This is a genomic window from Microbacterium marmarense, assembly GCF_037204165.1.
Taxonomy (GTDB): Bacteria; Actinomycetota; Actinomycetes; order Actinomycetales; family Microbacteriaceae; genus Microbacterium; species Microbacterium marmarense.
Genome location: NZ_JBBDGL010000001.1, coordinates 866,894 through 888,230 on the forward strand (window position 1 = coordinate 866,894; position 21,337 = coordinate 888,230).

The following is a 21,337-nucleotide window of genomic DNA, read 5'->3' on the forward strand; positions in this document are numbered from 1 at the left end:
GCTTATGCCATCGCTACGGTTCTCAGACCGGCGAAGGGCGACCGCCCGCTACGGTGAGCGGTATGAAGACACGCATTGAGGGAACGACCATGCCCGTGCTTGAACTCACGCTCGACACGGGTGAGCAGATCATCGCCGAAGGCGGCGATGTGTCATGGCTCACGTTGGGGTTCGATATCGAGACCTCAACGGGGTTCGGCTCCCGTGGCAAAGGTGGATTCATGAGCGGGCTGAAGCGCATGGTCGGTGGCGGCCAGCTCTTCTTGTCGCAGTACACCGCTGCGAAACCTGGGTGCTTCATCGCCTTCGGCGCACGATTCCCCGGGACCATCCGCGAGCTCACGATCGACCCTTCCGACAACTACATGGTGCAGTCAGGGTCGTTCATGGCCAGCACCTCGGATGTCGAGGTTTCTGTGGGGTTGCAGAAGAAGCTTGGCGTCGGAATATTCGGTGGCGCTGGTGTCGTCTTCCAGAAGCTGGCGGGCAACGGAAGCGCGTGGGTGCAGCTCGCCGGCGAGATCGTCGAGTACGACCTCAAAGAGGGTGAGTCTCTGCTGATTCACCCCGGCCACCTTGCGCTTTATCGTGCGGAGATGAACCTCGAGTTCACGACGATCAAGGGCGTGAAGAACAAGTTCTTCGGTGATTCCCTCTTTCTGGCGCAGCTGCACGGCCCTGGGCACGTATGGCTGCAGTCCATGACTCCGGCCAAGCTCGCTGCCGCGATCGAGCCGTACCTGCCTGACAAGTCGTCGAACAACAGCTAGTCCGATCCGGTTGTTTCGGTGCACGGCTGGAACTTGCGCCGCCGGAGTCGGAGCGGCCGGAAGCGCGGCGCGAGCGGACCGGTCAGCTACTGGCGCGGATCTGCGCCACATAGGCCTCGACGTATGCGAGTAGCTGCTCGTTGTGAGGCCCCCACGTGGGGTGGGGTGTGTCGGGGCCGGCATAGGGTTCGTCGCTATAGCGGCGCTGGTAGTCCGCAAGCTTTTGTTCAAGCTCGACGCGGATGTCGCCATAGGCGGGGTCATCGGCGACGTTGCGCAGTTCGCTCGGGTCCGACTTCAAGTCGTACATTTCCCACTCGGAGTCGTATACCTGACTGGATGCTCCAGGCACGCCTAGTCCAGCGCCGTAGTAGCAGATGAGTTTATAGTCGACCGTGCGGATGCCATAGTGCGCGGGAGCCGCGTGGATTGGGTCGTCGTGCTCCCAGTAGCGGTAGTACGCAGCATCCGCCCAGTCATCGATGTGCTCGCCACGCAACAACGGCAAGAAGCTACGCCCCTGCGAGGTCGGAAGAGCGCTGTCGGCGTCGAGTCCACACGCTTCCAGAAAGGTCGCTGCGAAATCGACGTTGGTGATGATGGCGTCGCATCGGCTCGTCGCCGGGATTTGGGCAGGCCATTTGATCAGCATCGGCATCTGCAACGACTGGTCGAACATCAGTCGCTTGTCGAACCAGCCGTGGTCGCCGAGAAAGAAGCCTTGGTCGGATGTGTAGACGATCAGGGTGTTTTCGGCAAGGCCGCGATCTTCGAGATGATCGAGCAGTCGTCCGACGTTGTCATCGATCGACTGAACGCACTGCAGATAGTCGCGCATGTAGATCTGGTACTTCCAGCTCATGCGTGCTTTGCGGTTTTCGGGACCGCGGAGATGCTCTGGTACTTCGGTCTTCAGATCGTCGGCGCCCATGTCATCAGCGATCGTCATGTGCACGGCTTGGACGGCTTTGCTGCGTGTCGCGCTGTCGTCAAAGAATGTCTCAGGCTCGGGGATGGTGCCGTCTGCATATAGATGCTTGTGCTTCTCATCCGGAACCCAGGGCCGATGAGGGGCCTTGTGGTGCACCATCATCGCGAACGGCTGGTCAGCGTCGAGGCTGTCAATCCAGTCGATCGACATATCGGTAACGATGTCTGTCGCATACCCAGGCATCGTGGCCGAGCCACTCGCGTCGATCATTTCTGGATTGATGTAGTCCCCCTGGCCGGGGAAGATCTTCCAGGCGTCGAATCCGCGAGGGAGAGATGCGCCCTGCTCACCAAGGTGCCACTTGCCAAACATCCCCGTCTTGTAACCGCTGTCGTGCAGAACGTCGACGAATGTCGGCACCCGGTAGTCCATCTCGGTCCAGATCGATGACACGCCGTTTATATGGCTGTATGTGCCTGTGAGGATGCTTGCGCGCGAAGGGCTGCAGATCGAGTTCGTGCAGTAAACGGCATCCATTCGGACGCCTTCTTCAGCGATACGGTCAAGATTCGGTGTCGCGTTCACACGGCTTCCATATGCCGAGATCGCGTGCGCCGCGTGGTCGTCGGACATGATGAAGATGATGTTTGGGGATGCCACGGGGTCCTGCTCTCAGCGTCGAGGGGTGGTGTGGGTGGTGGTTGAGCTATGGGAGGCCGGTTCTTTGAGGTAGGGCCCAAGCAAGTCGATGAACAGCCGAACGTGGCCGGCCCGGTCGAAGGATGATGGGTCTGTTACCCACTGCGCCCCGAGCCCGTGAGCTAGCGCGAGAAGCCATCGAGAAATCACTTCGGCGGTCACTCCTGGGGGGAGCTTCGATTCATCGACGATGTCACGCACGTCTTGAGTGACTATCGGCATCGTCTTACCGTTGCGCTGCATAAACCAGCTGTGCGCGGGATGTTCTACCGCAGTGCTCTCGGCGCGAAGAACGACGAAAAGTCGCACCAGCTCAGGTCGAAGGTCGTTCTCTGCCAGCATCCCGACATACGCCTCAAGCCCAGCGATTCCCGCCTTCTCCTGTGCGGCGAGCAGCAGGCCGTTCTCGTCGTCGCGCTGCTGGAGCACGGCAAGAAGCAGGGCTGCTTTCGTAGGGTAGTAGTGAAGGATTCCCGCCTGACTGATGCCCACCTGGCGGGCAATGTCGGCAAGGCTCACGGTGTTGTACCCACCGGCAGAGAAGAGCTCTACTGCGATCCTCAGGATGCTAAGGCGTCGCTCTTCGCCGCGAGGGCGTGGTGAAACCCCTGGATTACTGCGTAACTGCTCGGTGGGCACAGGGCTCGCCTCCTCGACATTGAGCGTGCGTCGCTGGGATCAAACTTAAAGAGTGTTTAGTTAGTTTTGCAATGCCAAGTTTCTTGGCGCAGTCTCGAATCCTGGAAAAAACGGCGTTTCTGTCATCAAAACGTGATGAAAAAGACTATTGCTAAACCAACTAAGTGGTCAGTAGTGTGGCATCTGCGGGCTCGCAGGTGAGTTCGTTCAGATGAAAACTCGAAGGAGAGTGAACGTCCCAATGAACAGACGCACTATTGCTGGTGTCGCGCTCGTGTCGGTCTTGGCGCTAGCGGGATGCTCCGGCGGAGGGTCCGAGGGTGCCCCCGAAGGCTCCACCGAGACACAGGAACTCAATATCGGCATGACGCTCGATGTGACATCTTTCTCACCGCAAGAAGCTGCCGACGGATATGCGATTCCCTACTACCAGCTTCCCTACGACACGCTGATCCGGCACACTGCTGACGGTGAGTATGTGCCGATGCTCGCGCAGGAGTGGAGCTACGACGAAGACCAAACCGCACTCACTCTGACGCTTGAAGAAGGTATCGAGTTCGATGACGGCACTCCGCTCGACGCTGAAGCGGTGAAGGCGAACCTCGAGGCGTCTCGAGATGGCACCGGCATCATGAGCGCACAGCTCGCATCGGTTGAGTCAGTTGAGGCAGTCGACGAGACAACCGTTGTGCTGAATCTGGTTGCACCCGACCCCGCGCTTCTGTGGAATCTCAGCTCGCCGGGTGGATCGATCGGAAACCCGACGAAGATTGGTACCGATGAGATGGTCACCGTTCCAGACGGCACGGGTCCGTATGTGTATGACCAGGCCGCAAGCAACATCGGCGCTGAATACGTGTTCACGAAGCGCGACGACTACTGGGATGCAGACACGCTTGACCTCCCGTACGACACCATCACTCTGACGCCTCTCACTGAGGCAGCTGCGCGCGTTAACGCCTTGCTCGCAGGCGAGGTCGATGGCGCACCGATTGATCAGACGACAGTTGCTCAGGTCGAAGGGTCTGGCAAGCAGGTTGTGCAGTACCCAGCCTCAGGTGTGTTCGGATTCTTCATCACCGATCACGATGGCACGATGGTGCCGGCGCTGGCTGATGTTGAAGTGCGTCAGGCGATCAACATGGCTTTTGACCGCGCCACGATGCTTGCCAACCTTCGCGGCGGCTACGGGTTGACCACCGAACAGGTGTTCAACGCGCAAGGCGACGTGTGGGATGAATCAATCAACGACACCTACGGGTACGATCCCGAGACTGCGAAGCAGATGATCGTCGATGCAGGGTACCCGGATGGTTTCTCCATCGACATGCCGCTACTTGCCTTCCCCGAGGCGGACATCCTGACGCAGGCTTTTGCGGATGTCGGGATCACGATCAACTGGGAGACCCTCGCTTCGCAGGAGGTCTTCCCGCAGATTCTCTCGGGCAAGTACCCGATGTTCCTGTTCCAGCTGCAGTCGACGGACCCGTGGCAGGCCATTCAGTTCTTCATCTCGCCGGAGGCGACATGGAACACCTCCCACCAGTCGAACCCTGAGCTCGACGCAATGATTGAGAAAGCTCAGTACGCGACCTCAGACGAAGAGCGCACCGCTACCTATCGAGAGATCAACGAGTGGCTCGTTGATAACGCCTGGTTTGCTCCTATGTACTTCTCGGACAACCTCTACGGCGCATCGACTGATGTCGACGTGACGGCTCCCTACCAGCAGCCCGTTCCGTCTATCTACGACTACGCCCCCGCTGCGTAGCGAGTGACCAGCCGTTCGCGGTGGGGCTGTTGACGACTTCAGCCCCGCCGCGAACACCGGTACACGAAAGGCTGACCTTTCTATGATTTCGTTTTCACTCAAGCGACTACTCTCGGGCATCGCGCTCATGTTTGTAGTGGCCACGGTTACGTTCTTCCTGATGAGCATTGGGTCTGACACCATCGCTCGAAATCTGCTGGGGCAGAACGCGACCGAAGCGCAGGTACTTGCCAAAGAGCAAGAACTTGGTCTCGACCAACCGGTGTTTACTCGATACCTGGACTGGCTGGGTGGTGTCGCTCAGGGCGACCTAGGCACGTCATGGTTCAGTAGCCAGCAGGTCACAGACATGCTTGCTTCGCGATTCCCCGTAACCTTCTCGGTGGTGATCGTGGCAGTGCTGTGCACGGCAGTCATTAGCGCCGTGCTCGGCATCGTTGCCGCCGTCAACCGCGGATGGATCGACAAGTCACTCACCGTGGGGGCGATGTTCGGCCACGCTCTGCCCAACTTTTTTGTGGCGGTGTTGCTCGTCTGGATCTTCGCCGTCACGCTGCAGTGGCTACCCGCGACAGGGTTCACCCCGATTTCGGAGGATCCCACCCAGTGGGCGCGCGGCATCACGCTACCGGTCATCGCTTTGCTGTTCGGAACAATTCCGGGCACTGCGCAACAAGTACGCGGTGCCGTTATCGACGTTCTTCGCCAGGACTACGTGCGCACCCTTCGTTCGCGTGGTCTGTCGTCGCGTTCGGTTCTCTTCAAGCACGTGTTGCGCAACGCTGCGCCACCCGCGCTGACTGTTCTCGCACTGCAGGTCGTCGGGCTCTTGGGCGGCGCCGTAATCATCGAACGAATCTTCGCTCTTCCAGGAATCGGCCGCCTCGCTGTCGATTCAACCCAGCAGCAAGACATTCCCGTCATCCTCGGATTTGTGTTGGTGATGGTGGCCCTCGTTGTTGTGGTCAACCTACTCATCGACCTTGCCACCGGATGGCTCAACCCGAAGGCGCGTCTCGCATGACCGACTCCACAAGCTCCGTCGTTGGCCCGTACACGCAAGTGTTGCCGGTCATCCCGAAGCGGCAAAGCACTTTCGTGCGGCTCATTAAGAACCCTCTCGCCGCTGTAGGCCTCTTCATCGTTGCGATTGCGGTCTTCGTTGCCGTATTCGCTCCCTGGCTAGCGCCCTATGACCCGAACTTCGCCAACGTTAATGACTCGTTCGCTCCACCGTTCAGCCCTGAGCACCTGCTTGGAGCAGATCAATCGGGTCGCGATATCCTTTCCCGCCTGCTCTACGGCGCTCGCACAAGCCTTGTGGGTGCGGCGATCGCGGTAGGTGTCGCTATCCTCGTGGGCGTTCCCTCAGGATTGATCGCGGGTTACTACCAGGGTTGGTTCGACACGGTAGCTACGTGGTTCGCAAACATGTTCATGTCGATGCCCGGCATCGTCATCGTTCTGGCCGTGACCGCGGTCCTCGGCGAGAGCGTCGAAGTCACCATGGGTGTGTTCGGAATATTGATCTCTCCAGGTGTCTTCCGCTTGACCCGCACTGGCGTGCTCTCCGCGCGCAAGGAGCTCTATGTGGATGCGGCAAAAGTCTCTGGCCTAAGCGACGCGCGAATCATCTTCCGCCACGTGCTCAGCAACGTACGCGCGCCGCTCATCATTATGGGATCGATGATGATCGGTATCGGAATCGTTCTGCAGGCCGGGCTGGCCTTCATCGGCATCGGCGATGCGTCTGTCCCCAACTGGGGCGCGATGCTCAACGACGGATTCATCGTGATCTACAGTCAGCCGATCCAGTTGCTTTGGCCAGGTCTTGCCATCGGCCTCACGGTTGTCGCATTTGCATTCCTCGGCACTGCTCTGCGCGACACTGTCTCGCACGGTGACGGCCCCAAGGCTGCTCGTGTGAAGACCGGCAAAGAGCAGGAAGCAGAGGAAGAGCGGATGAAGAGAGAGATTCTTCCGCCCGAGGTGGAACTTTCGCCGAGCGCTTCAGAAGACGTTCCCCCAGTAGACGTGTTGCTCTCAGTGAAGAATCTGCGTGTCGGCTACCCTCAGGCCGGTGGCGCGACGAAAGTCGTTGTTGACAGCGTGAACCTCCACGTCAAGAAGGGCGAGGTGCTGGGGCTTGTCGGCGAGTCTGGGTCCGGAAAGAGCCAGACAGCTTTCAGCGTCCTCGGATTGCTTCCTGCTGGTGGGCGCGTGCTATCCGGGTCGATTGCTATCGATGGTGAATCACTGACTGCGAACCCCACACGGGTCGCGAGTCTGCGTGGCGCACGTATCGGCTACATTCCGCAGGAGCCGATGTCGAACCTTGACCCGAGCTTCACGCTCGGATATCAGCTCGTCGAGCCGATTCGCAAGCACATGGGTCTCAGCAAAGAGGCGGCCAAGGCGCGGGTGCTGGAACTACTGGACCGCGTGGGCATTGTTGACCCGCCGCGCACGTTTGACGCCTACCCGCATGAAGTGTCAGGTGGGATGGCTCAGCGCATCTTGATTGCTGGTGCTATCAGTTGCAATCCGGCGCTGTTGATCGCAGATGAGCCGACCACAGCGCTAGACGTCACGGTGCAGGCTGAAGTGCTCGACCTGTTGCGTTCTCTGCAGACCGACTATGACATGGGCGTCATCATGGTGACGCACAACTTCGGAGTCGTCGCCGACATCTGTGATCGCGTTGCCGTGATGCAACACGGGCGAATTGTGGAGCAAGGTGATGCCGCCGAAATCTTCACCAACCCACAGAACCCCTACACACAGATGCTGTTGGGATCGACTCTCGAGGGTGGCCCGAGCCGCGCCGAGCAGGAAGAAAGCAGGTCGCAGTCATGAGCGCTCCCCTTCTCGACGTGAAGAACCTCGTTGTTGAGTACCCAATTAAGGGATGGCGTAAGAAGCCGTTCCGCGCGCTCGATGACGTGTCGTTATCGGTCAACCCAGGCGAGACTGTCGGTCTTGTGGGGGAGTCGGGATCGGGAAAAACGACCCTCGGCCGCGCCGTTCTCGGGCTTGCTCCGGTGACGGAGGGGACCATCACGTTCGACGGGCGGGATATTTCTCACCTGAAGACTCGCGAGCGCCGCGCCATGAGCTCGCACGTGCAGGTCGTGTTCCAAGACCCGTACTCGTCGATGAACCCGACGATGCTGGTTGGTGACATCCTCGCCGAGCCGCTGCGTATCGCGGGTGTATCGAAGGCGGAAGCCAAGGGTCGCATTCGCGAACTGCTGGACCAGGTGCGATTGCCGTTGGACGCCATTGATCGATTTCCGCACGAGTTCTCCGGTGGGCAGCGTCAACGCATTGCTATTGCGCGGGCGCTGGCTTTGGAACCGAAGCTCATCGTGTGTGACGAGCCCGTGAGCGCGCTTGACCTCTCAACACAGGCCCGCGTGCTCGACATCTTCATTGAAATCCAGCGGCGCACAGGAGTGGCCTATCTATTCGTGTCACACGATTTGAGCGTCGTTCGGCACATCAGTCATCGTGTCGCTGTGATGTACCACGGCAAGATCGTTGAAACAGGAGATGGGGATGCAGTCACGCGCAACCCCGAGCATCCATACACGCAACGCCTGCTCATGGCGGCACCCGTACCGAATCCTGCTGAACAAGCGACGCGTCGTCAGGCGCGCGCTGAGTTGATGGCGCAACAGAAAGCCGCGGAAACTCACGGTGCAGCCGCCTAGTTGTGTTTGCTCGTTGTCAAAAGGCGCCGTTTCACCTACCTCGGTGACGGCGTCTTTTGGTGCGCGCAACTAGACGAACTGTTGCGTATGCACCAATGAATGCGCAAAGCGGCGTTGCCCCAAAATGGTGGGGCAACGCCGCTTTGCACTGCGCGTGGGGGCGACGCTACGTGTTCCTGGGAGCCGGGGTTGCAGCGGCCACGGAGGCCAACATGCCATCGAGCCCTCGGAGCGCATCAGCGCCCATCGCGGGGTTCATAACGGAGAGCTTCCACAGTGATGTCGAGCCTCCCAGGCGCGACAGCACCGCTGGCGGGAACGGGAGAACCTTCGTGAGCATCTCTTTTGCCATCGGGTTTTCCATGAGCACCGATAGCGGAGTGTGCACGCCGATGCGGTCGCTGGGGAAGTCCTCGGCCGGGACGGGCGATGAGAGTCCCTGCTGAACCTGTGCCCACTGCTTTTCGATCAGAAGGTGCTCCTCTGATACTTCATCCACCAGGCTCGGCAGCCCAAGGCGTGCGTATTGCTCCGCTGGGGCATCCGCTTCGCCCATGGCCTTCACCATGAGTCGGATCATTGTGAGCTCCAGCCCAGGATCTTTCAGTGGGTCAAGCTCATCAGGATCGGTATCGAGGTTGTACAAGAGCGTCCCGAACGCGGTGGGGCTGCCCCACGCTCCGGCCGGCAACTTGAGCACAGGAACGTCCTTGCTGAATGAGAGCGGTTCGACGAGTTCTGCCTTCGAGAGCTCTTCCACCGAGAACATTTGGTTCATGTGCATCGGCATCAACGTGTAGTTGACGAGTGGCTGATTCTGCGGATCCGCTGATGCCCGCATGTAGACCACGTGCCCGTCCGTGACGCACACGTGGCCGCCGAAGACACCGAACAAGCCAGACTCGCGCACCGGCTCGTCGCGAGCGATGACGGGTTCGAGGTCTTTGCCCTGCATGTCTTCAGTGCGCGCGACGCCGAAGAAGCCCAACAGCGTCGGACCAAAGTCAACTGTCTGCACAAGGCTTTCGCGGCGCGCGCCAGCCTGCTCGCTGCGGGGGTCGTAGATGAACAGTGGAGTGTGGATGGACTCGTCGTACCAAGGCTGAATGTTCTTTCCGTACCAGCCGCGCTCGCCGATCATCAGACCGTGGTCTGTGCACACGATCAACATCGTGTCTTCCCACATATTGTGCTCGTCCATCTTGTCGAGCACGCGACCGAGAGAGTCATCGCAGAAGGTCACGAGCGCGTTGTACTCCTCGCGCACGTGATCCACGGTCTGCTCGTCCTCGACAACACGGCGGTAGTCAGGCCAGTCGAAGTGTGGGCCGTCGTAGGCGTGCGGACGACGCGCTTTGTGCTCGTCGTAGCTGAAGAAGGGTTCGTGTGGATCGAAGCACTCGATCTGCACGAACCAGTTGTCTTCGCTCTTGTTGGTCTCGATAAAACCGACACCAGCCTCGACAGTCTTGAACTGCGAGTGTTCTTCAGTCGTCTGCATGTACTGGCGGTTGATCCAGTCTTGTCGCCACGCGTCGCCCGACCGCCACGTAACCGTTTCTGGGATCTCGGGATCAGCGACATGCCCCTTCCACAGATCGCCCTCCTGCCCGCGGAAGAACTCGTAGGTGGAGTAGCGGTTGTGGTACGTCGAACCACCGTCTTCCCAGTAATGCGCATGGTCAGTTACCAGATGTGTGTAAACACCGTTCTTCTTGAGGATCTCTGGGATCGAGTCGTCAAATGGCTCCAACGGGCCCCACGAACGGTGCAAGAAGTTGTAGCGCCCCGTGTGCAGTTCTCGGCGCGCGGGCATGCACGGCATGGAGCCGGCATAACAGGTGTCAAACGTCGCAGAGCGCTGTTGCAGTCGGGCGAAATTGGGCAACTCTGCCCAATCCGCACCGTACTGCGGCAGGTAACGGCGGTTGAGGCTGTCGAACATGACCATGATGGCCTTCATAAAAGAGTCCTTCTTACTAGGGGTCGACGTGTGGGAGATTCAGTTGGTCGCGTCTGCAGGCATCCGCCAACGCGCGAGAGCGCTGCGAAACTCATCGCGCACGCCGTCGCGCATGTATGGCTCGAGCAATTCCAGGTGTCGCGCGACCAGCTCGGAGCGCACAACAGCATCTGGTTCGAACAGCCATTGGATGCGCATCCCGTCTGCGATGGCAATCAAAGTGCGAGACAGATCGAAGATGGAGGTTTTGGGGGGCAACTTCGCAGCGTCGAAAACTCGTTCCAGCTCCAGGTTCATGTCGCGCGGTACCGACTTGTAGCGGTTCAAGAAGTACGCGTGTGCCGGATGAGTCGGCGTCACGCTCTCGGTTGAGAGAATCGAGAAAAAGGCGGTCTCCGACGGGTCCTGTTCGTGGCGACGCAACGCTGTGAGGAAGGCAATGAGGAATCCCACGCCGTGGGCTTCCTCGGTTGAACTGGTGCCGGCGTCACCGCCTGCTGCCGAGTCATCTTCGACGACTTCTCGGTTGTCGAGCACTGCGAACAGGAGCGCGTTCTTCGACGGATAATGGTGAAGGAGTCCCGCCTGAGTGATGCCTGCCTTCTGAGCGATCTCCGCGAGGCTCGCCGAGTCAAAACCGCCTTGAGCGAAGACGTCACCAGCTGCAACGAGAATCTCCCGCCTGCGCTGCTCGCCCTTGGGGCTGCGTCGACGTTGCACCACGGCAGACTCGTTCATTGCATCGCGTTTTCGCTTCGGGACTGCACGCTCATGGAATTGCGACTCCTCTGTCGTGGCCATGGGGCACTCTCTAGAATGAGAGCTCATTGTCACCAGTCTATCTGCTAGACCGACTGAATGGTAGGGATAAGCAGATCTGGTGCTCTTGCGTCTATTCCACGCATGCTGCCAAACGCCCTCGGCAATACGGAGTGATTCTTTGGATGACTGACGAAGTGCATGTTTCGAGCAGTCCGTTGCGCCGTTTTCGTCATGCGCACGAGCAAGACATTGAGCGCGCTCTGCGCTCGCGCGGGCCGCTGACCCGGCAGGAGCTGCAGGACGTGACAGGTCTGTCGCGGACTACGCTCTATTCGATCGTCAACGCGTTGACCGCAGACGGCGTGATCGTCGAGTCGCGGGTGCAGACCAGTCAGCGGCGAGGTCGTCCTGCATCAGTTCTGTCACTCGATCCGGCCGCTGCGCAAGTCATCGGCGTTGAGCTGGGGCGAAGTCACATTGGGGTAACCGTCGCTAACCTGCGCCACGAGATAGTCGCTGGCAGTGATCGGTCTGCTCCCGTAGGTCGAAATGCTGGCGAAATCGGCGCAGCCGCAATCGACGCGATTGACGAAGCGCTCCGCGACGCGGGACTCACCTCAGCTCGTCTCGATGCGATAGTCGTGGGCACTCCGCTCTCTTTTGGCACAGGGGCCCAGGCGGCTGATCGGGTGCGAGAAGACGTCGGTGCTCGTATGCTCGCGCGTTATGGGGTCGCTCCCGTCTTCGCAAACAACGCGCGACTTGTCGCGCTGGCTGAAATGCGCTTCGGGGCGGGCGCAGACGTGGATGACCTTATCTATCTGCATCTTGATGAGGGTGTCGGCGGAGGAGTCGTGCTAGATCGACGGATAGTCGACGGGCGGCATGGGCGAGCTGGGGAACTTGGGCATATCAGCGTCGACGTTGATGGGCCACCGTGTTGGTGTGGCGGTATTGGCTGCCTTGAGCGCTATCTCGCACTGCCAGAACTGGCGGCGTACATCGGATCTTCCGCAAGTGAGATGCTTGCTCACCCAGGCTTGGTTGAGCATATCGATGGCCGCTTAGGCGTTTTGTCTCGCGTGGTGGCGGGCCTGCTTACGACACTTGACGTGAGGCGAGTGGTGCTCGGCGGCACGCTCGGGCGGGCAAATGGCATCGCACCTCGAGTCGAAGAATTGGTTCGGATACTGTCGCCAGACCACGTCGCCGTTGATGTTGACGTTCGCCCCGCCGTTCTCGGTAGGAGGGGCTCGGCACAAGGCGGTGTAGTCCTCGGATTGGCCGCAGCGGGAGGCGACCTAGTCGTGCCGACCATTTATTCCTAAAGGTTGACAAAAATAATCGGCCCCACGTACTCTCCGTATGCGGCGTGATTTCGGCGTTGCACTCAAGCTTTCACTGCAACGACGAAGACGTCAGGGGATCAAGTGTCACAGGCAGTCGCGACAAAGAAGACGCAACTCAGGCCATTCGGGTGGCGTGACAAGGTCGGATATCTATTCGGCGACTTTGGCAACGACTTCGTTTTCATCTTCGCTTCGTCGTTCTTGATGGTTTTCTACACCAACGTCGCTGGGCTCAACCCCGCGCACGTAGGGCTGATCTTTCTCGGGGCACGCCTTCTCGATGCCTTCACCGACGTGGGGTGGGGCCGCTTCCTGGACGTGCACAAGCCGTCTGCTGCCGGCCGCTTCCGGGTGTGGGTGGCTCGGATGGCGCTCCCGCTGGCGGCGATGAGTATCTTGCTCTACGTGCCCATGATCGGCGATTGGGCGTACGCAGCCAAGCTCACCTATGCGGCAGTGTCTTATCTCTTGTGGGGATCCGTGTTCTACACGATGGTAAACATCTCGTACGGCTCGATGGCTTCGGTCATGAGTGCCGATCCCGGCGACAGATCCTCCCTCTCGGTGTTCCGTACAACCGGAGCGGCGCTCGCCGGGCTCTTCGTCGGTGTCGTGCCACCGCTGTTCATCTACGCGACCGTAGATGGTGTTTCGCAGGTTGTGCCGAGCGCGCTGCTGGTCACCGCCGCTGTGTTCGCCGTTCTCTCGCTCGGGTGCTACGCGCTGTTCTATTTGCTCACGACAGAACGTGTCGTCGCGCCACGTACGGCGGCTCCGGTCCCGTTCCGAACTGTCTTGAAGGCGCTCGGGCAGAACCGCGCGCTGCTCGCGCTGCTCGTCGCAAACCTGCTCATGATGGTCGGCCAGTTCCTGACTCAGACAATGTCGCCCTATCTATGGCTCAACTGGTTCAACAACGGTCAACTGTCGTCGCTCGGGGCCCTCGTAATGATCGTGCCTATGTTTGCGATTGCACCATTCGCCTCGCGTCTCGGGCGTCGCTTCGGGAAGAAGGAGATTGCGGTTGTTGCTGCGAGCGTCGCTGCGGTTCTCCAAGTCGTCATCTGGCTGCTGCGCATCGAGAATCCATGGGTCTATCTCGCGCTCGCGCTAGTGTCGACGTTGGGTCTGGTGTTGTTCATGATGCTCGTGTGGGCGTTTATCACCGACGTCATCGATGACGTCGACGTGCGAACCAAGAGCCGTGAAGATGGAACGATCTACTCGATCAACACGTGGGCACGCAAACTCGGACTTGCCATTGTCGGCGGGGCAAGCGGTCTCGCGCTGGCGTTGGTTGGCTTCCAGGCGGGTGAGCCCACTCAGGCTCCCGAGACGAACTACGGCATCTACACCGTCACAACCCTGGGGCCAGGGATCCTCTTTGGGCTGTTCGCCGTCGTGATGCACTTCTGGTACCCGCTGGATCGCACCCGAGTCGCATCCAACGTCGCAGTCCTGCATACCCGAGCTGCCGAGCACTCCGACGATACTGCTAGCGACTGACACCTCGCATATTCTCCGCACTCTCTCCACCCCTCATCTCGAAGGAATGCACCATGACTGATGCACTGATGGCTCTGTTCAACACGATCGAAAAGCGTTCGGCGCAACCGCCGGCCATGCCCGATGGTGCCGCCTGGGCAGACACGAGCCGTTCGACCCAAGCACGCGTCGACGCTCTGCTACAAGAGCTGACGGCCGAAGAGAAGTCCGATCTTCTTTATGGGCGCGGGCTGAAGGTTTCACCGGAGGGGGCATTCTGGCAAGCCTGGATCAAGGGGAACGATCGCGTCGGCATTCCAGATGTCACGCAGGGTGATAGTCCCGCCGCGGTACTGGTTGGCCCCCCGAATGTCACTCAGATCCCCTCCGAGCACTCAATCGGAGCGAGCTTCGCCCCCGACAGCGCGCGCACAGCAGCCCGCGCGCTCGCGGCACAGACTCATCGTCTCGGCTATGGCGTGTGGCACGCCCCCACGCTCGACGTCGCTCGTGACTACCGTCACGGGCGCGTGCACGAGAACTTCGGTGAGGACGTGCACCTCGTCTCGATCATCGGCGAGGCCTATGCCCGCGGCATCCAAGACGAGAAAGTAGTCGCCGACCTCAAGCATGTAGGCATGAACGCTGTCGAGACCGACAGGCTGTCGACGAACTACGTTGTCAATGACGATCGCGTCATTGGTCACTATCTCGCACCGTTCAGATCCGTGATCCAGAACATGCCGATCGCGATGATCATGACGGCGTACGCGAAGATCAATGGTTCGCACGTCAACGACGTGCCGGCGTACTTCGACCTGCTTCGCGAAGAGTGGGGCTTTAACGGCGTCGCTCGCAACGACGCGATGGCAGCGCACTCGCTTGAGTCGCTCGAGCTCGGTCTCGATCAAGAGTTCCGCGACGAAGAGTTCTTCGGTTCGGTCTTGCTCGAAGCGATCGAAGAGGGCCGCATCGATCCATCCGTGCTCGATGCCGCAGTCGGGCGCATCTTGTCGATGATGATCGATGTGGGGCTATTCGACAACCCGCCGGTACCAGTGCAGTGGCAGGGACCGTTGGAAGGCGAGATGCGCGCTGCGCACGACAGTGCTACCCGTGGTGTCGTCGTACTTGAGAACCGTGACAAGCTTCTTCCGCTTTCTCCTGTGTCCTCCCCACGGATCACCGTTTGCGGGCCTGCCGCAGTTGACGCGGCCATTGCCGGTGGGCCGACTCGCGCGATCGCAGATCGGGATACCTTCCTCGACGCGTTGCGCGAGAAGCTGCCAGCTGCACAGATCGACTACAGAGCGGGCATCGATGCGATCGCCCTGACCGACATGCTCCCCGGTTTCGACCAGGTGTCACAAAGCGCCCTTTCGGCCGGCGTGGGCGTGGGCGTGGGCCTGACCGCCACTTTCTATGACGAGGCCGGCGAGGTACTTGCCACGCGCGATGCGACCAACCTCTCGATCCAGACCACCGACTGGGCCTTCGGCGGCGACCCCGATGTCGCTCCCCCCGCGGGGACGGCTCGCGTGACGTGGACAGGTTCCTGGCTCGCAGCAGAGGGCGACCACGAGTGGGACGTCGTGACGGGTGGCGATGTCACGATATCGATCGACGGCGAAGAAGTCTTGTCGCACCGAGGTGGCTCCAGGCGCACGGCACGCACGACTGCGCAGATCGCTGTCACGGCAGGCGCTCACCGGATTCTCGCCGAGTACGTCGCGCCGGATGAGACCCAGCGTGCGTTCGTCGACGCCTCCTCGTCACCGCTCAAGGTGGGGCTCCGTGCTCCCAAGGGCGCGATCGCACCATCGCTGCAAACAGCAGTTGACCGGGCATCGGCAGCGGACATTGCCATCGTCGTCGTGCGTGACCTCGCCAGCGAAGGATCCGATCGCTCCACGCTGCGACTGCCGGGGCAGCAAGAGGCGCTCATCCGCGCGGTGTCTGCGGCGAACCCGCGCACGATTGTCGTGCTAGAGACGGCCAGCGCTGTGCTCACCCCTTGGCGCGATTCCGTCGGCGCTCTCGTTCAGGGCTGGTACGGCGGTAGCCGCGGCAACGCTGCGATTGTCGACGTTCTCGCCGGTCTTGCGGAGCCGGCCGGGCGCCTTCCGGTCAGCTTTCCCGAGCGTGACGAAGACTTGCCCACCTTCGCGCCTGAGCGATTCCCAGGCGTTGACAAGGTTGTTACGGTCGATGAGGCCGAGACCGGCTACCGCTACTTTGGGCACAATGGCGCGCCAGTCGCGGCATATCCATTCGGGTTTGGGCTCTCGTACACCACCTTTGCGTTTGGCGCGCTGAACGCTCCGGCATCAACGGAGGTTCCAGCGGCGGCCGCTTTGCGCGCGACCCGCACCGGGAGCATCCCCGTCTCTGTCTCGGTCACAAACTCGGGCGAGCGTGACGGCTTCGTCGTGCCACAGCTCTACGTGCGTGCACCGGGTGCTGCAATCGCACACCTGAAATCATTCGCATCGGTAGCTGTAAGCGCAGGGCAGCAGAGTGAAGTCGACCTTTCGGTAGCGTGGGCAGACCTCGCCGTGTACCAGGGAGGTGAATGGTCGATTCCCGCCGGCACCTACGAACTTGCGTTGGCCACGAGCGCGAGCGACACCGTCGAGACCATCGAAGTAGAGGTGACGGTCTCATGAGTGCGGCCCGCCGCCCGAACATCGTGATGATCCTCACCGATGATCACGCATCCCGCACGATCGGCGCATATGGGTCTGCCGTGAACGCGACACCCCGCATTGACGAGATTGCCGACCTCGGGTGGCGGTTCGATAACTGTATGGTGACCAACGCGTTGTGTTCGCCGAGCCGCGCATCGATCCTCACAGGCACACACAGCCACATCAATGGCGTGACTACCCTCGTGACCCCGATTGACGCGAGCCAACCGACTTTTGTCTCGCAGTTGCGAGAAGCGGGCTATCGCACCGCGATGATCGGCAAGTGGCATATGGGTCACGGTGAGGGGCATAATCCCGAGAACTTCGACTATTGGGATGTGCTCGTCGGCGCTGATGGTCAGGGTGAGTACTGGAACCCCACGTTCCTCTCTGAAAACGGCGTGCGCAACGTCGAAGGCTATGCCACAGATGTCACGACCGATCTTGCCTTGAACTGGGTGGACTCGCTTGAGGGTGACGATCCCTGGTGCGTGCTGATTTATCACAAGGCACCGCACCGCCCATGGGAGCCCAAGCCCGAGCACTCGGTCCTTTACCGCGACAGTATTCCCGTACCCGACACATTCTGGGACGATTACGCGACGCGGTCGAGTTCCGTGCGGCGCTCTTTGCTGCGCGTCGCGGACAGCCTCAATGTTGAAGACCTCAAGATCGAGGTGCCCGAGGGGCTCAGCTATGAAGAGATGGCATTGTGGAAGTACCAGCGCTTCATGGAGGACTACCTCGCGTGCGTGCACAGCGTCGATGAGAACGTCGGTCGCGTCATCGATTGGCTACGTGCGCGCGGAGATTTCGATGACACCCTCATGATGTATGCATCAGACCAGGGCTTCTTTCTCGGCGAGCACGGCTGGTTCGACAAGAGGTTTATGTATGAAGACTCGTTGCGTATGCCGCTGGTGCTGAGCTATCCGAACGCCATCCCTGGAGGCGAAGTGCACGACCGCCTCGTCACTAACGTTGATTTCGCTCAGTCGATTCTCGAAGCAGCAGGTGTGCCCGCTCATCCACGCATGCAGGGTCGCAGTTTCTGGGCTGACCTCACCGGGGCTGAAGAACGGGAGGGGCATGCGGGAGTGTACTACCGATACTGGGAACACGATGACACCTTCCATCACGCGCCAGCGCACTATGGCTACCGCACCGACCGCTACAAGCTGATCTACTACTACAACGACGGGCTTGGCTTGCCGGGAACCGGTCCATTTGTGTACCCGCCGGAGTGGGAGATGTACGACCTGGAGGCTGATCCAGATGAATTACGCAATGTCGCCAACGATCCGCTATACGCAACAGTTCGTTCAACGCTTGAGGCAGCGATGTGGCACGAACAAGCGCGTCTTGGCGATGCGCCGCACGCGAGCCAGGCAATTCCTGCGCTCGTCGCCGCTCCGCAGTAGCTGTTCGTTTCGCGGGGCGATTCGAGAGTCAGGCGGCTGCCGGGCGTCGTCCCACCAACCCAGCGCGGGCCAGCAGCAGATAGAGCTGGCAGCCGAGGCAGAGCCCGAAAGCGGCGTTCAGAAACGCTGCAACGAACGCCGCGGCGCTTGCTATTGGCAGCGCCCAGGGCACACCGAAAAGCTGAAGCACGAGCCCGAGGCCGACCACGAAGAGCCCGACAGCCTGCGCGAACTGTGGCGGACGCGGGTCTTCCAGGTCGACGGGGGGAGCGAGCCGCGGTGCAATGAAGCGGCGGAAGAGCACCCCGTACGGCTGAGTGCGCGGCGATGCAAGCGACCATACAAACAGCAAGGCAATGACCGAAAGAAGGATGAAGCCTGGGTCTGCGGCACGCTGGATGAGCGATGCGTCGGTGATGGCCCAGCCCGTAGCATCCTGAGCGGTCGAGATTCCTATTGCTGACAGAAAGGTTGCGATCAGCAGAAGTGTGCTCGTAATTGCGGCAGCAAACCGTGGGCCGCGAGGGTCGATACCTTGCGGTCTCGCCGCTGGGCGGCTCTCAGATGTAGACATGCTGTGCCCTTGCAACTTGCTGGAGCTCGCGCTCAACACTCGCGCGAGCGACTGTGCCACCGAGTCGGGTGCGAACGACACCGTCGCTGTCGAGAATGAGGGTGGTTGGAGTCTGCAGGATTTGGAAGTGCTTGGCGAGATCGGCGCGGTGGGTCAGATCCACGTCGATGTGCACGACGCCCGGTTCGCGATCAGCGATCGCGGCGAGCGTGCGGCTCACACCGGGGCATCGGGTGCAGAACTCAGTGCTGAACTGCAACAGCGTTGCGTGCTCACCCCACTGCGTTGCGCCGACTGTGTCGGGGTCTTCGCCGGCGTGCGACGACACCTGGCGGGCGCGACCTTCTCGCGCCTTCATGACGAGCCCGATGACAACGCTGCCCACTATGAGAACTCCGAGGGCAAAGAGTGCGGTGGTGGTTGTCATCCCAAAACGCTAACAGCGGGTCCCTGCTTCGAGGGCCGCTCTGCAATGTGAGGTAACACCACGCCGCTGCGAATCGAGAACGCACCTGCATGGCGGGGGATTCAGACGCCGCTGAGCGACAGCTCATGCCCGACAGATGCCCGTTGCTAGGCTGGCGCGCATGACGGATGACGGCGCTGTTCTTTCCGAAGACGATGCGCGAATTCTGGCACTCGAGTCGGCAGTCCTCACCGGCCACACCCTCAAACTTCTGGTGCTCGAGCCGGGCCCGCCGCTGGATCTCGATGCGTTGCGCGAGCGCGTGAACGCTCGACTCGACACGGTGCCTCACGCCCTGGAACAGGTCAGCGTCGGTGTCGCCGGTGCGCAACCGCGCTGGATTTGTGCCGAGGACTTCCGCATTGCGAACCATGTTCGACGCCGCTCCGTCGATTGCAAAACGACCGACGATCTGCGCCGCGAGCTTGGCGTGCTCATGGCAGAGCATCTTGACCATGCTCGGCCGCTCTGGTCACTGGATCTGATCGGTCCGCTTGCTGATGGCCGCGAGGTGATTGCCGCTCGGATTCACCACGCGATGGCCGACGGCATCGCCGCCATGCATTTTCTCGAAGCCGCGGTTGTCGACGCGCGACCAGCTTCTGACGAGCCGGTAGCCACAACGGATGCCGCGCCCACCGCGAAGACGACGGGTGAATGGCGTCGAGTACCCGCGACGATCTCGAGAGAGTGGGGGCATCGAGGGTCGCGTTCGCCTTTCGATCTTCCCCTGACCGGCGAACGTGACCTCGCGTTCGCGACGGTCGCGCTGAGTGAGCTCAAAGCGATCGGCGCGAGCCGCCCGATCCATGCAACTGTGAATGACGTGTTGCTCGCCGCGGTCGCCGGTGGCCTGCGGGGCTGGTTGCGGTCTGCTGGCACGCCGTTGGATCTGCGAGCCCAGGTGCCGGTCAGCTTGCACCACCGTGACGGCGGCGTTGCGATAGGCAACCACGATTCGTTTCTGAACGTGGATCTCGAATTGAGCGAGCCAGACCCGCTCTTGCGGCTTGACCGCATCAGCGCGCAGACGCGAACAGCGAAGCAGGCAGGTGACGCGACCACCATGTACGAGCTATTTCACGCGCTCGGCGCTGTGCCGGTTCTGGGTAAGCTGCTCGACCGTGCCGCGGCAAGCTCGCGTGAGTTCAGCCTCGCCATCTCGAACGTTCCGGGGCCGCGTTCGGTCACGTCGGTTTCGGGCCGCCGAGTCAGCGCCCTCTATTCGGCGTCGGAACCAGGCGCGCACCACGCCCTACGTATCGCAGCGATCTCGCATGGCGGCACGATTGGCGTGGGGTTCTGCACCGATCCACTAGCGGTGCCAGGGATTGAGAACCTCGCGATCGCTGTGGAAGAGGCATTCGAGGAGCTTCGACGGCTCTGATTCGCGCTAGCGAACAGTTGTGCGTTGCGGGTCGAAGAACGCCGGTTTTCGCAGCCTCGCCGCGAGCGCTCGTAGAGTAGACGCGTGTCTGACACTTCTGCGCTCGATGGGCCCAACAGCTCTGGCGCGGTTGATGACGCACTCATCGGGGTCACACTCGGCCGCACGATCCGTGCAGCACGCACAGAGCAGAAGCTTTCGATGCGGGCGCTGGCGTCCGCCGCCGACATCAGCCAGCCCTTCTTGAGCCAGATCGAGAGCGGCAACACCATGCCCTCGGTCGTAACCCTCTTCAGGATCGCGAAAGCGCTCGGCTTGTCGCCGTCGGTGCTCTTCCCGGCTGTGCCCGAACCTGAACCAATACTGCTGACCCGTCGCGAGGATGGAAAGCACGTGCGCGTCGCCGAGAGCGATGACGGCGCAACCTCGCGCGTACTGTCATCGGGCACGGCTCGCGCCGCCACCGTGCAGGAGTATCGCATTGCGGGCGGGCCCTACATCGGCGACTGGTTCGAGTCGGACGGCGAGATCGTGGTCTACGTCGCCGAAGGTGAAGTCACGGTGTCAATCGATGGTCGCGGTGAATGGGTGCTGCGCGCAGGCGATTCGCTGGCGCATCCCGGCGCGCTGCGAAACCGCTGGGCTGTGCTCGGCCCCGAACCGGCCACCGTGCTGCTGGTTTACGCGGTCACGGGCTAGCGAAAGCGAACACATAGATCG

At 60.9% G+C, this 21,337-nt stretch carries 17 protein-coding genes; 11 read left to right on the forward strand and 6 right to left on the reverse strand.

Features of this window, described 5'->3' with window-relative positions:
* Nucleotides 1-62 precede the first annotated feature (62 nt).
* A complete protein-coding gene (locus WDU96_RS03880; RefSeq protein ID WP_337337167.1) occupies nucleotides 63-770 on the forward strand; it encodes an AIM24 family protein in 708 nt (235 codons plus the stop codon).
* Between the two features lie 82 nt (nucleotides 771-852).
* On the opposite strand, the gene WDU96_RS03885 is transcribed toward WDU96_RS03880, so the two are convergent.
* Together WDU96_RS03885 and WDU96_RS03890 are read right to left on the reverse strand one after the other, a co-directional pair.
* Entirely contained in the window at nucleotides 853-2,361 is a 1,509-nt protein-coding gene (locus tag WDU96_RS03885) for a sulfatase family protein (protein WP_337337168.1), read from the reverse strand.
* Nucleotides 2,362-2,373: 12 nt separating this feature from the next.
* A complete protein-coding gene (locus WDU96_RS03890; RefSeq protein ID WP_337337169.1) occupies nucleotides 2,374-3,039 on the reverse strand; it encodes a TetR/AcrR family transcriptional regulator in 666 nt (221 codons plus the stop codon).
* 241 nt (nucleotides 3,040-3,280) lie between these two features.
* Here WDU96_RS03890 and WDU96_RS03895 point away from each other — a divergent pair, with 241 nt between their 5' ends.
* The 4 genes from WDU96_RS03895 (at nucleotide 3,281) to WDU96_RS03910 (ending at nucleotide 8,523) form a co-directional block, all read left to right on the forward strand.
* Entirely contained in the window at nucleotides 3,281-4,810 is a 1,530-nt protein-coding gene (locus tag WDU96_RS03895) for an ABC transporter substrate-binding protein (RefSeq protein ID WP_337337170.1), read from the forward strand.
* A gap of 82 nt (nucleotides 4,811-4,892) precedes the next feature.
* Entirely contained in the window at nucleotides 4,893-5,834 is a 942-nt protein-coding gene (locus tag WDU96_RS03900; protein ID WP_337337171.1) for an ABC transporter permease, read from the forward strand.
* Nucleotides 5,831-7,666, forward strand: coding sequence for a dipeptide/oligopeptide/nickel ABC transporter permease/ATP-binding protein (locus WDU96_RS03905; protein ID WP_337337172.1), 1,836 nt, complete (start codon nucleotides 5,831-5,833; stop codon nucleotides 7,664-7,666). Before WDU96_RS03900 ends, WDU96_RS03905 begins: the two co-directional genes overlap by 4 nt.
* Nucleotides 7,663-8,523, forward strand: coding sequence for an ATP-binding cassette domain-containing protein (locus WDU96_RS03910; protein ID WP_337337173.1), 861 nt, complete (start codon nucleotides 7,663-7,665; stop codon nucleotides 8,521-8,523). The genes WDU96_RS03905 and WDU96_RS03910 overlap by 4 nt, the downstream gene beginning before the upstream one ends.
* A gap of 166 nt (nucleotides 8,524-8,689) precedes the next feature.
* Here the strand turns inward: WDU96_RS03910 and WDU96_RS03915 are convergent, their stop codons facing one another.
* A complete protein-coding gene (locus WDU96_RS03915) occupies nucleotides 8,690-10,486 on the reverse strand; it encodes a sulfatase (protein ID WP_337337174.1) in 1,797 nt (598 codons plus the stop codon).
* Between the two features lie 39 nt (nucleotides 10,487-10,525).
* Nucleotides 10,526-11,224 (reverse strand): TetR/AcrR family transcriptional regulator, encoded by a 699-nt coding sequence (locus tag WDU96_RS03920; protein WP_337337175.1) that lies wholly within the window; start codon nucleotides 11,222-11,224, stop codon nucleotides 10,526-10,528.
* A gap of 206 nt (nucleotides 11,225-11,430) precedes the next feature.
* Between WDU96_RS03920 and WDU96_RS03925 the strand changes: the two genes are divergently transcribed.
* From WDU96_RS03925 to WDU96_RS03940, 4 genes are all read left to right on the forward strand, one after another.
* Nucleotides 11,431-12,576 carry an ROK family transcriptional regulator gene (locus WDU96_RS03925; protein ID WP_337337176.1) on the forward strand — a complete coding sequence of 382 codons (1,146 nt, stop codon included), beginning with the start codon at nucleotides 11,431-11,433 and terminating at the stop codon, nucleotides 12,574-12,576.
* 102 nt (nucleotides 12,577-12,678) lie between these two features.
* Nucleotides 12,679-14,103 carry an MFS transporter gene (locus WDU96_RS03930; protein ID WP_337337177.1) on the forward strand — a complete coding sequence of 475 codons (1,425 nt, stop codon included), beginning with the start codon at nucleotides 12,679-12,681 and terminating at the stop codon, nucleotides 14,101-14,103.
* 53 nt (nucleotides 14,104-14,156) lie between these two features.
* Nucleotides 14,157-16,748 carry a glycoside hydrolase family 3 C-terminal domain-containing protein gene (locus WDU96_RS03935; protein WP_337337178.1) on the forward strand — a complete coding sequence of 864 codons (2,592 nt, stop codon included), beginning with the start codon at nucleotides 14,157-14,159 and terminating at the stop codon, nucleotides 16,746-16,748.
* Nucleotides 16,745-18,190: a sulfatase family protein gene (locus tag WDU96_RS03940; protein ID WP_337337179.1), complete on the forward strand. Its 1,446-nt coding sequence runs from the start codon at nucleotides 16,745-16,747 to the stop codon at nucleotides 18,188-18,190. The genes WDU96_RS03935 and WDU96_RS03940 overlap by 4 nt, the downstream gene beginning before the upstream one ends.
* A 28-nt stretch (nucleotides 18,191-18,218) precedes the next feature.
* On the opposite strand, the gene WDU96_RS03945 is transcribed toward WDU96_RS03940, so the two are convergent.
* The gene (locus WDU96_RS03945; protein ID WP_337337180.1) at nucleotides 18,219-18,764 is read right to left on the reverse strand and encodes a DUF4395 domain-containing protein; all 546 of its coding nucleotides are present in this window, start codon (nucleotides 18,762-18,764) and stop codon (nucleotides 18,219-18,221) included.
* On the reverse strand, nucleotides 18,751-19,191 hold the full coding sequence (locus tag WDU96_RS03950; RefSeq protein ID WP_337337181.1) for a TlpA family protein disulfide reductase: 441 nt from the start codon (nucleotides 19,189-19,191) through the stop codon (nucleotides 18,751-18,753). Before WDU96_RS03950 ends, WDU96_RS03945 begins: the two co-directional genes overlap by 14 nt.
* Before the next feature lie 160 nt (nucleotides 19,192-19,351).
* Here WDU96_RS03950 and WDU96_RS03955 point away from each other — a divergent pair, with 160 nt between their 5' ends.
* Both WDU96_RS03955 and WDU96_RS03960 read left to right on the forward strand, forming a co-directional pair.
* The gene (locus WDU96_RS03955) at nucleotides 19,352-20,617 is read left to right on the forward strand and encodes a wax ester/triacylglycerol synthase domain-containing protein (RefSeq protein WP_337337182.1); all 1,266 of its coding nucleotides are present in this window, start codon (nucleotides 19,352-19,354) and stop codon (nucleotides 20,615-20,617) included.
* A gap of 84 nt (nucleotides 20,618-20,701) precedes the next feature.
* Nucleotides 20,702-21,316 carry a helix-turn-helix domain-containing protein gene (locus WDU96_RS03960; protein WP_337337183.1) on the forward strand — a complete coding sequence of 205 codons (615 nt, stop codon included), beginning with the start codon at nucleotides 20,702-20,704 and terminating at the stop codon, nucleotides 21,314-21,316.
* Nucleotides 21,317-21,337 lie beyond the last annotated feature (21 nt).

Coding starts and splice junctions, on each gene's coding strand:
- WDU96_RS03915 (WP_337337174.1), bottom strand. CDS start 10,486: ATGAAGGCCATCATGGTCATGTTCGACAGCCTCAACCGCCGTTACCTG.
- WDU96_RS03925 (WP_337337176.1), top strand. CDS start 11,431: ATGACTGACGAAGTGCATGTTTCGAGCAGTCCGTTGCGCCGTTTTCGT.
- WDU96_RS03935 (WP_337337178.1), top strand. CDS start 14,157: ATGACTGATGCACTGATGGCTCTGTTCAACACGATCGAAAAGCGTTCG.
- WDU96_RS03955 (WP_337337182.1), top strand. CDS start 19,352: ATGACGGATGACGGCGCTGTTCTTTCCGAAGACGATGCGCGAATTCTG.
- WDU96_RS03920 (WP_337337175.1), bottom strand. CDS start 11,224: ATGAACGAGTCTGCCGTGGTGCAACGTCGACGCAGCCCCAAGGGCGAG.
- WDU96_RS03945 (WP_337337180.1), bottom strand. CDS start 18,764: ATGTCTACATCTGAGAGCCGCCCAGCGGCGAGACCGCAAGGTATCGAC.
- WDU96_RS03950 (WP_337337181.1), bottom strand. CDS start 19,191: ATGACAACCACCACCGCACTCTTTGCCCTCGGAGTTCTCATAGTGGGC.
- WDU96_RS03900 (WP_337337171.1), top strand. CDS start 4,893: ATGATTTCGTTTTCACTCAAGCGACTACTCTCGGGCATCGCGCTCATG.
- WDU96_RS03940 (WP_337337179.1), top strand. CDS start 16,745: ATGAGTGCGGCCCGCCGCCCGAACATCGTGATGATCCTCACCGATGAT.
- WDU96_RS03880 (WP_337337167.1), top strand. CDS start 63: ATGAAGACACGCATTGAGGGAACGACCATGCCCGTGCTTGAACTCACG.
- WDU96_RS03905 (WP_337337172.1), top strand. CDS start 5,831: ATGACCGACTCCACAAGCTCCGTCGTTGGCCCGTACACGCAAGTGTTG.
- WDU96_RS03895 (WP_337337170.1), top strand. CDS start 3,281: ATGAACAGACGCACTATTGCTGGTGTCGCGCTCGTGTCGGTCTTGGCG.
- WDU96_RS03910 (WP_337337173.1), top strand. CDS start 7,663: ATGAGCGCTCCCCTTCTCGACGTGAAGAACCTCGTTGTTGAGTACCCA.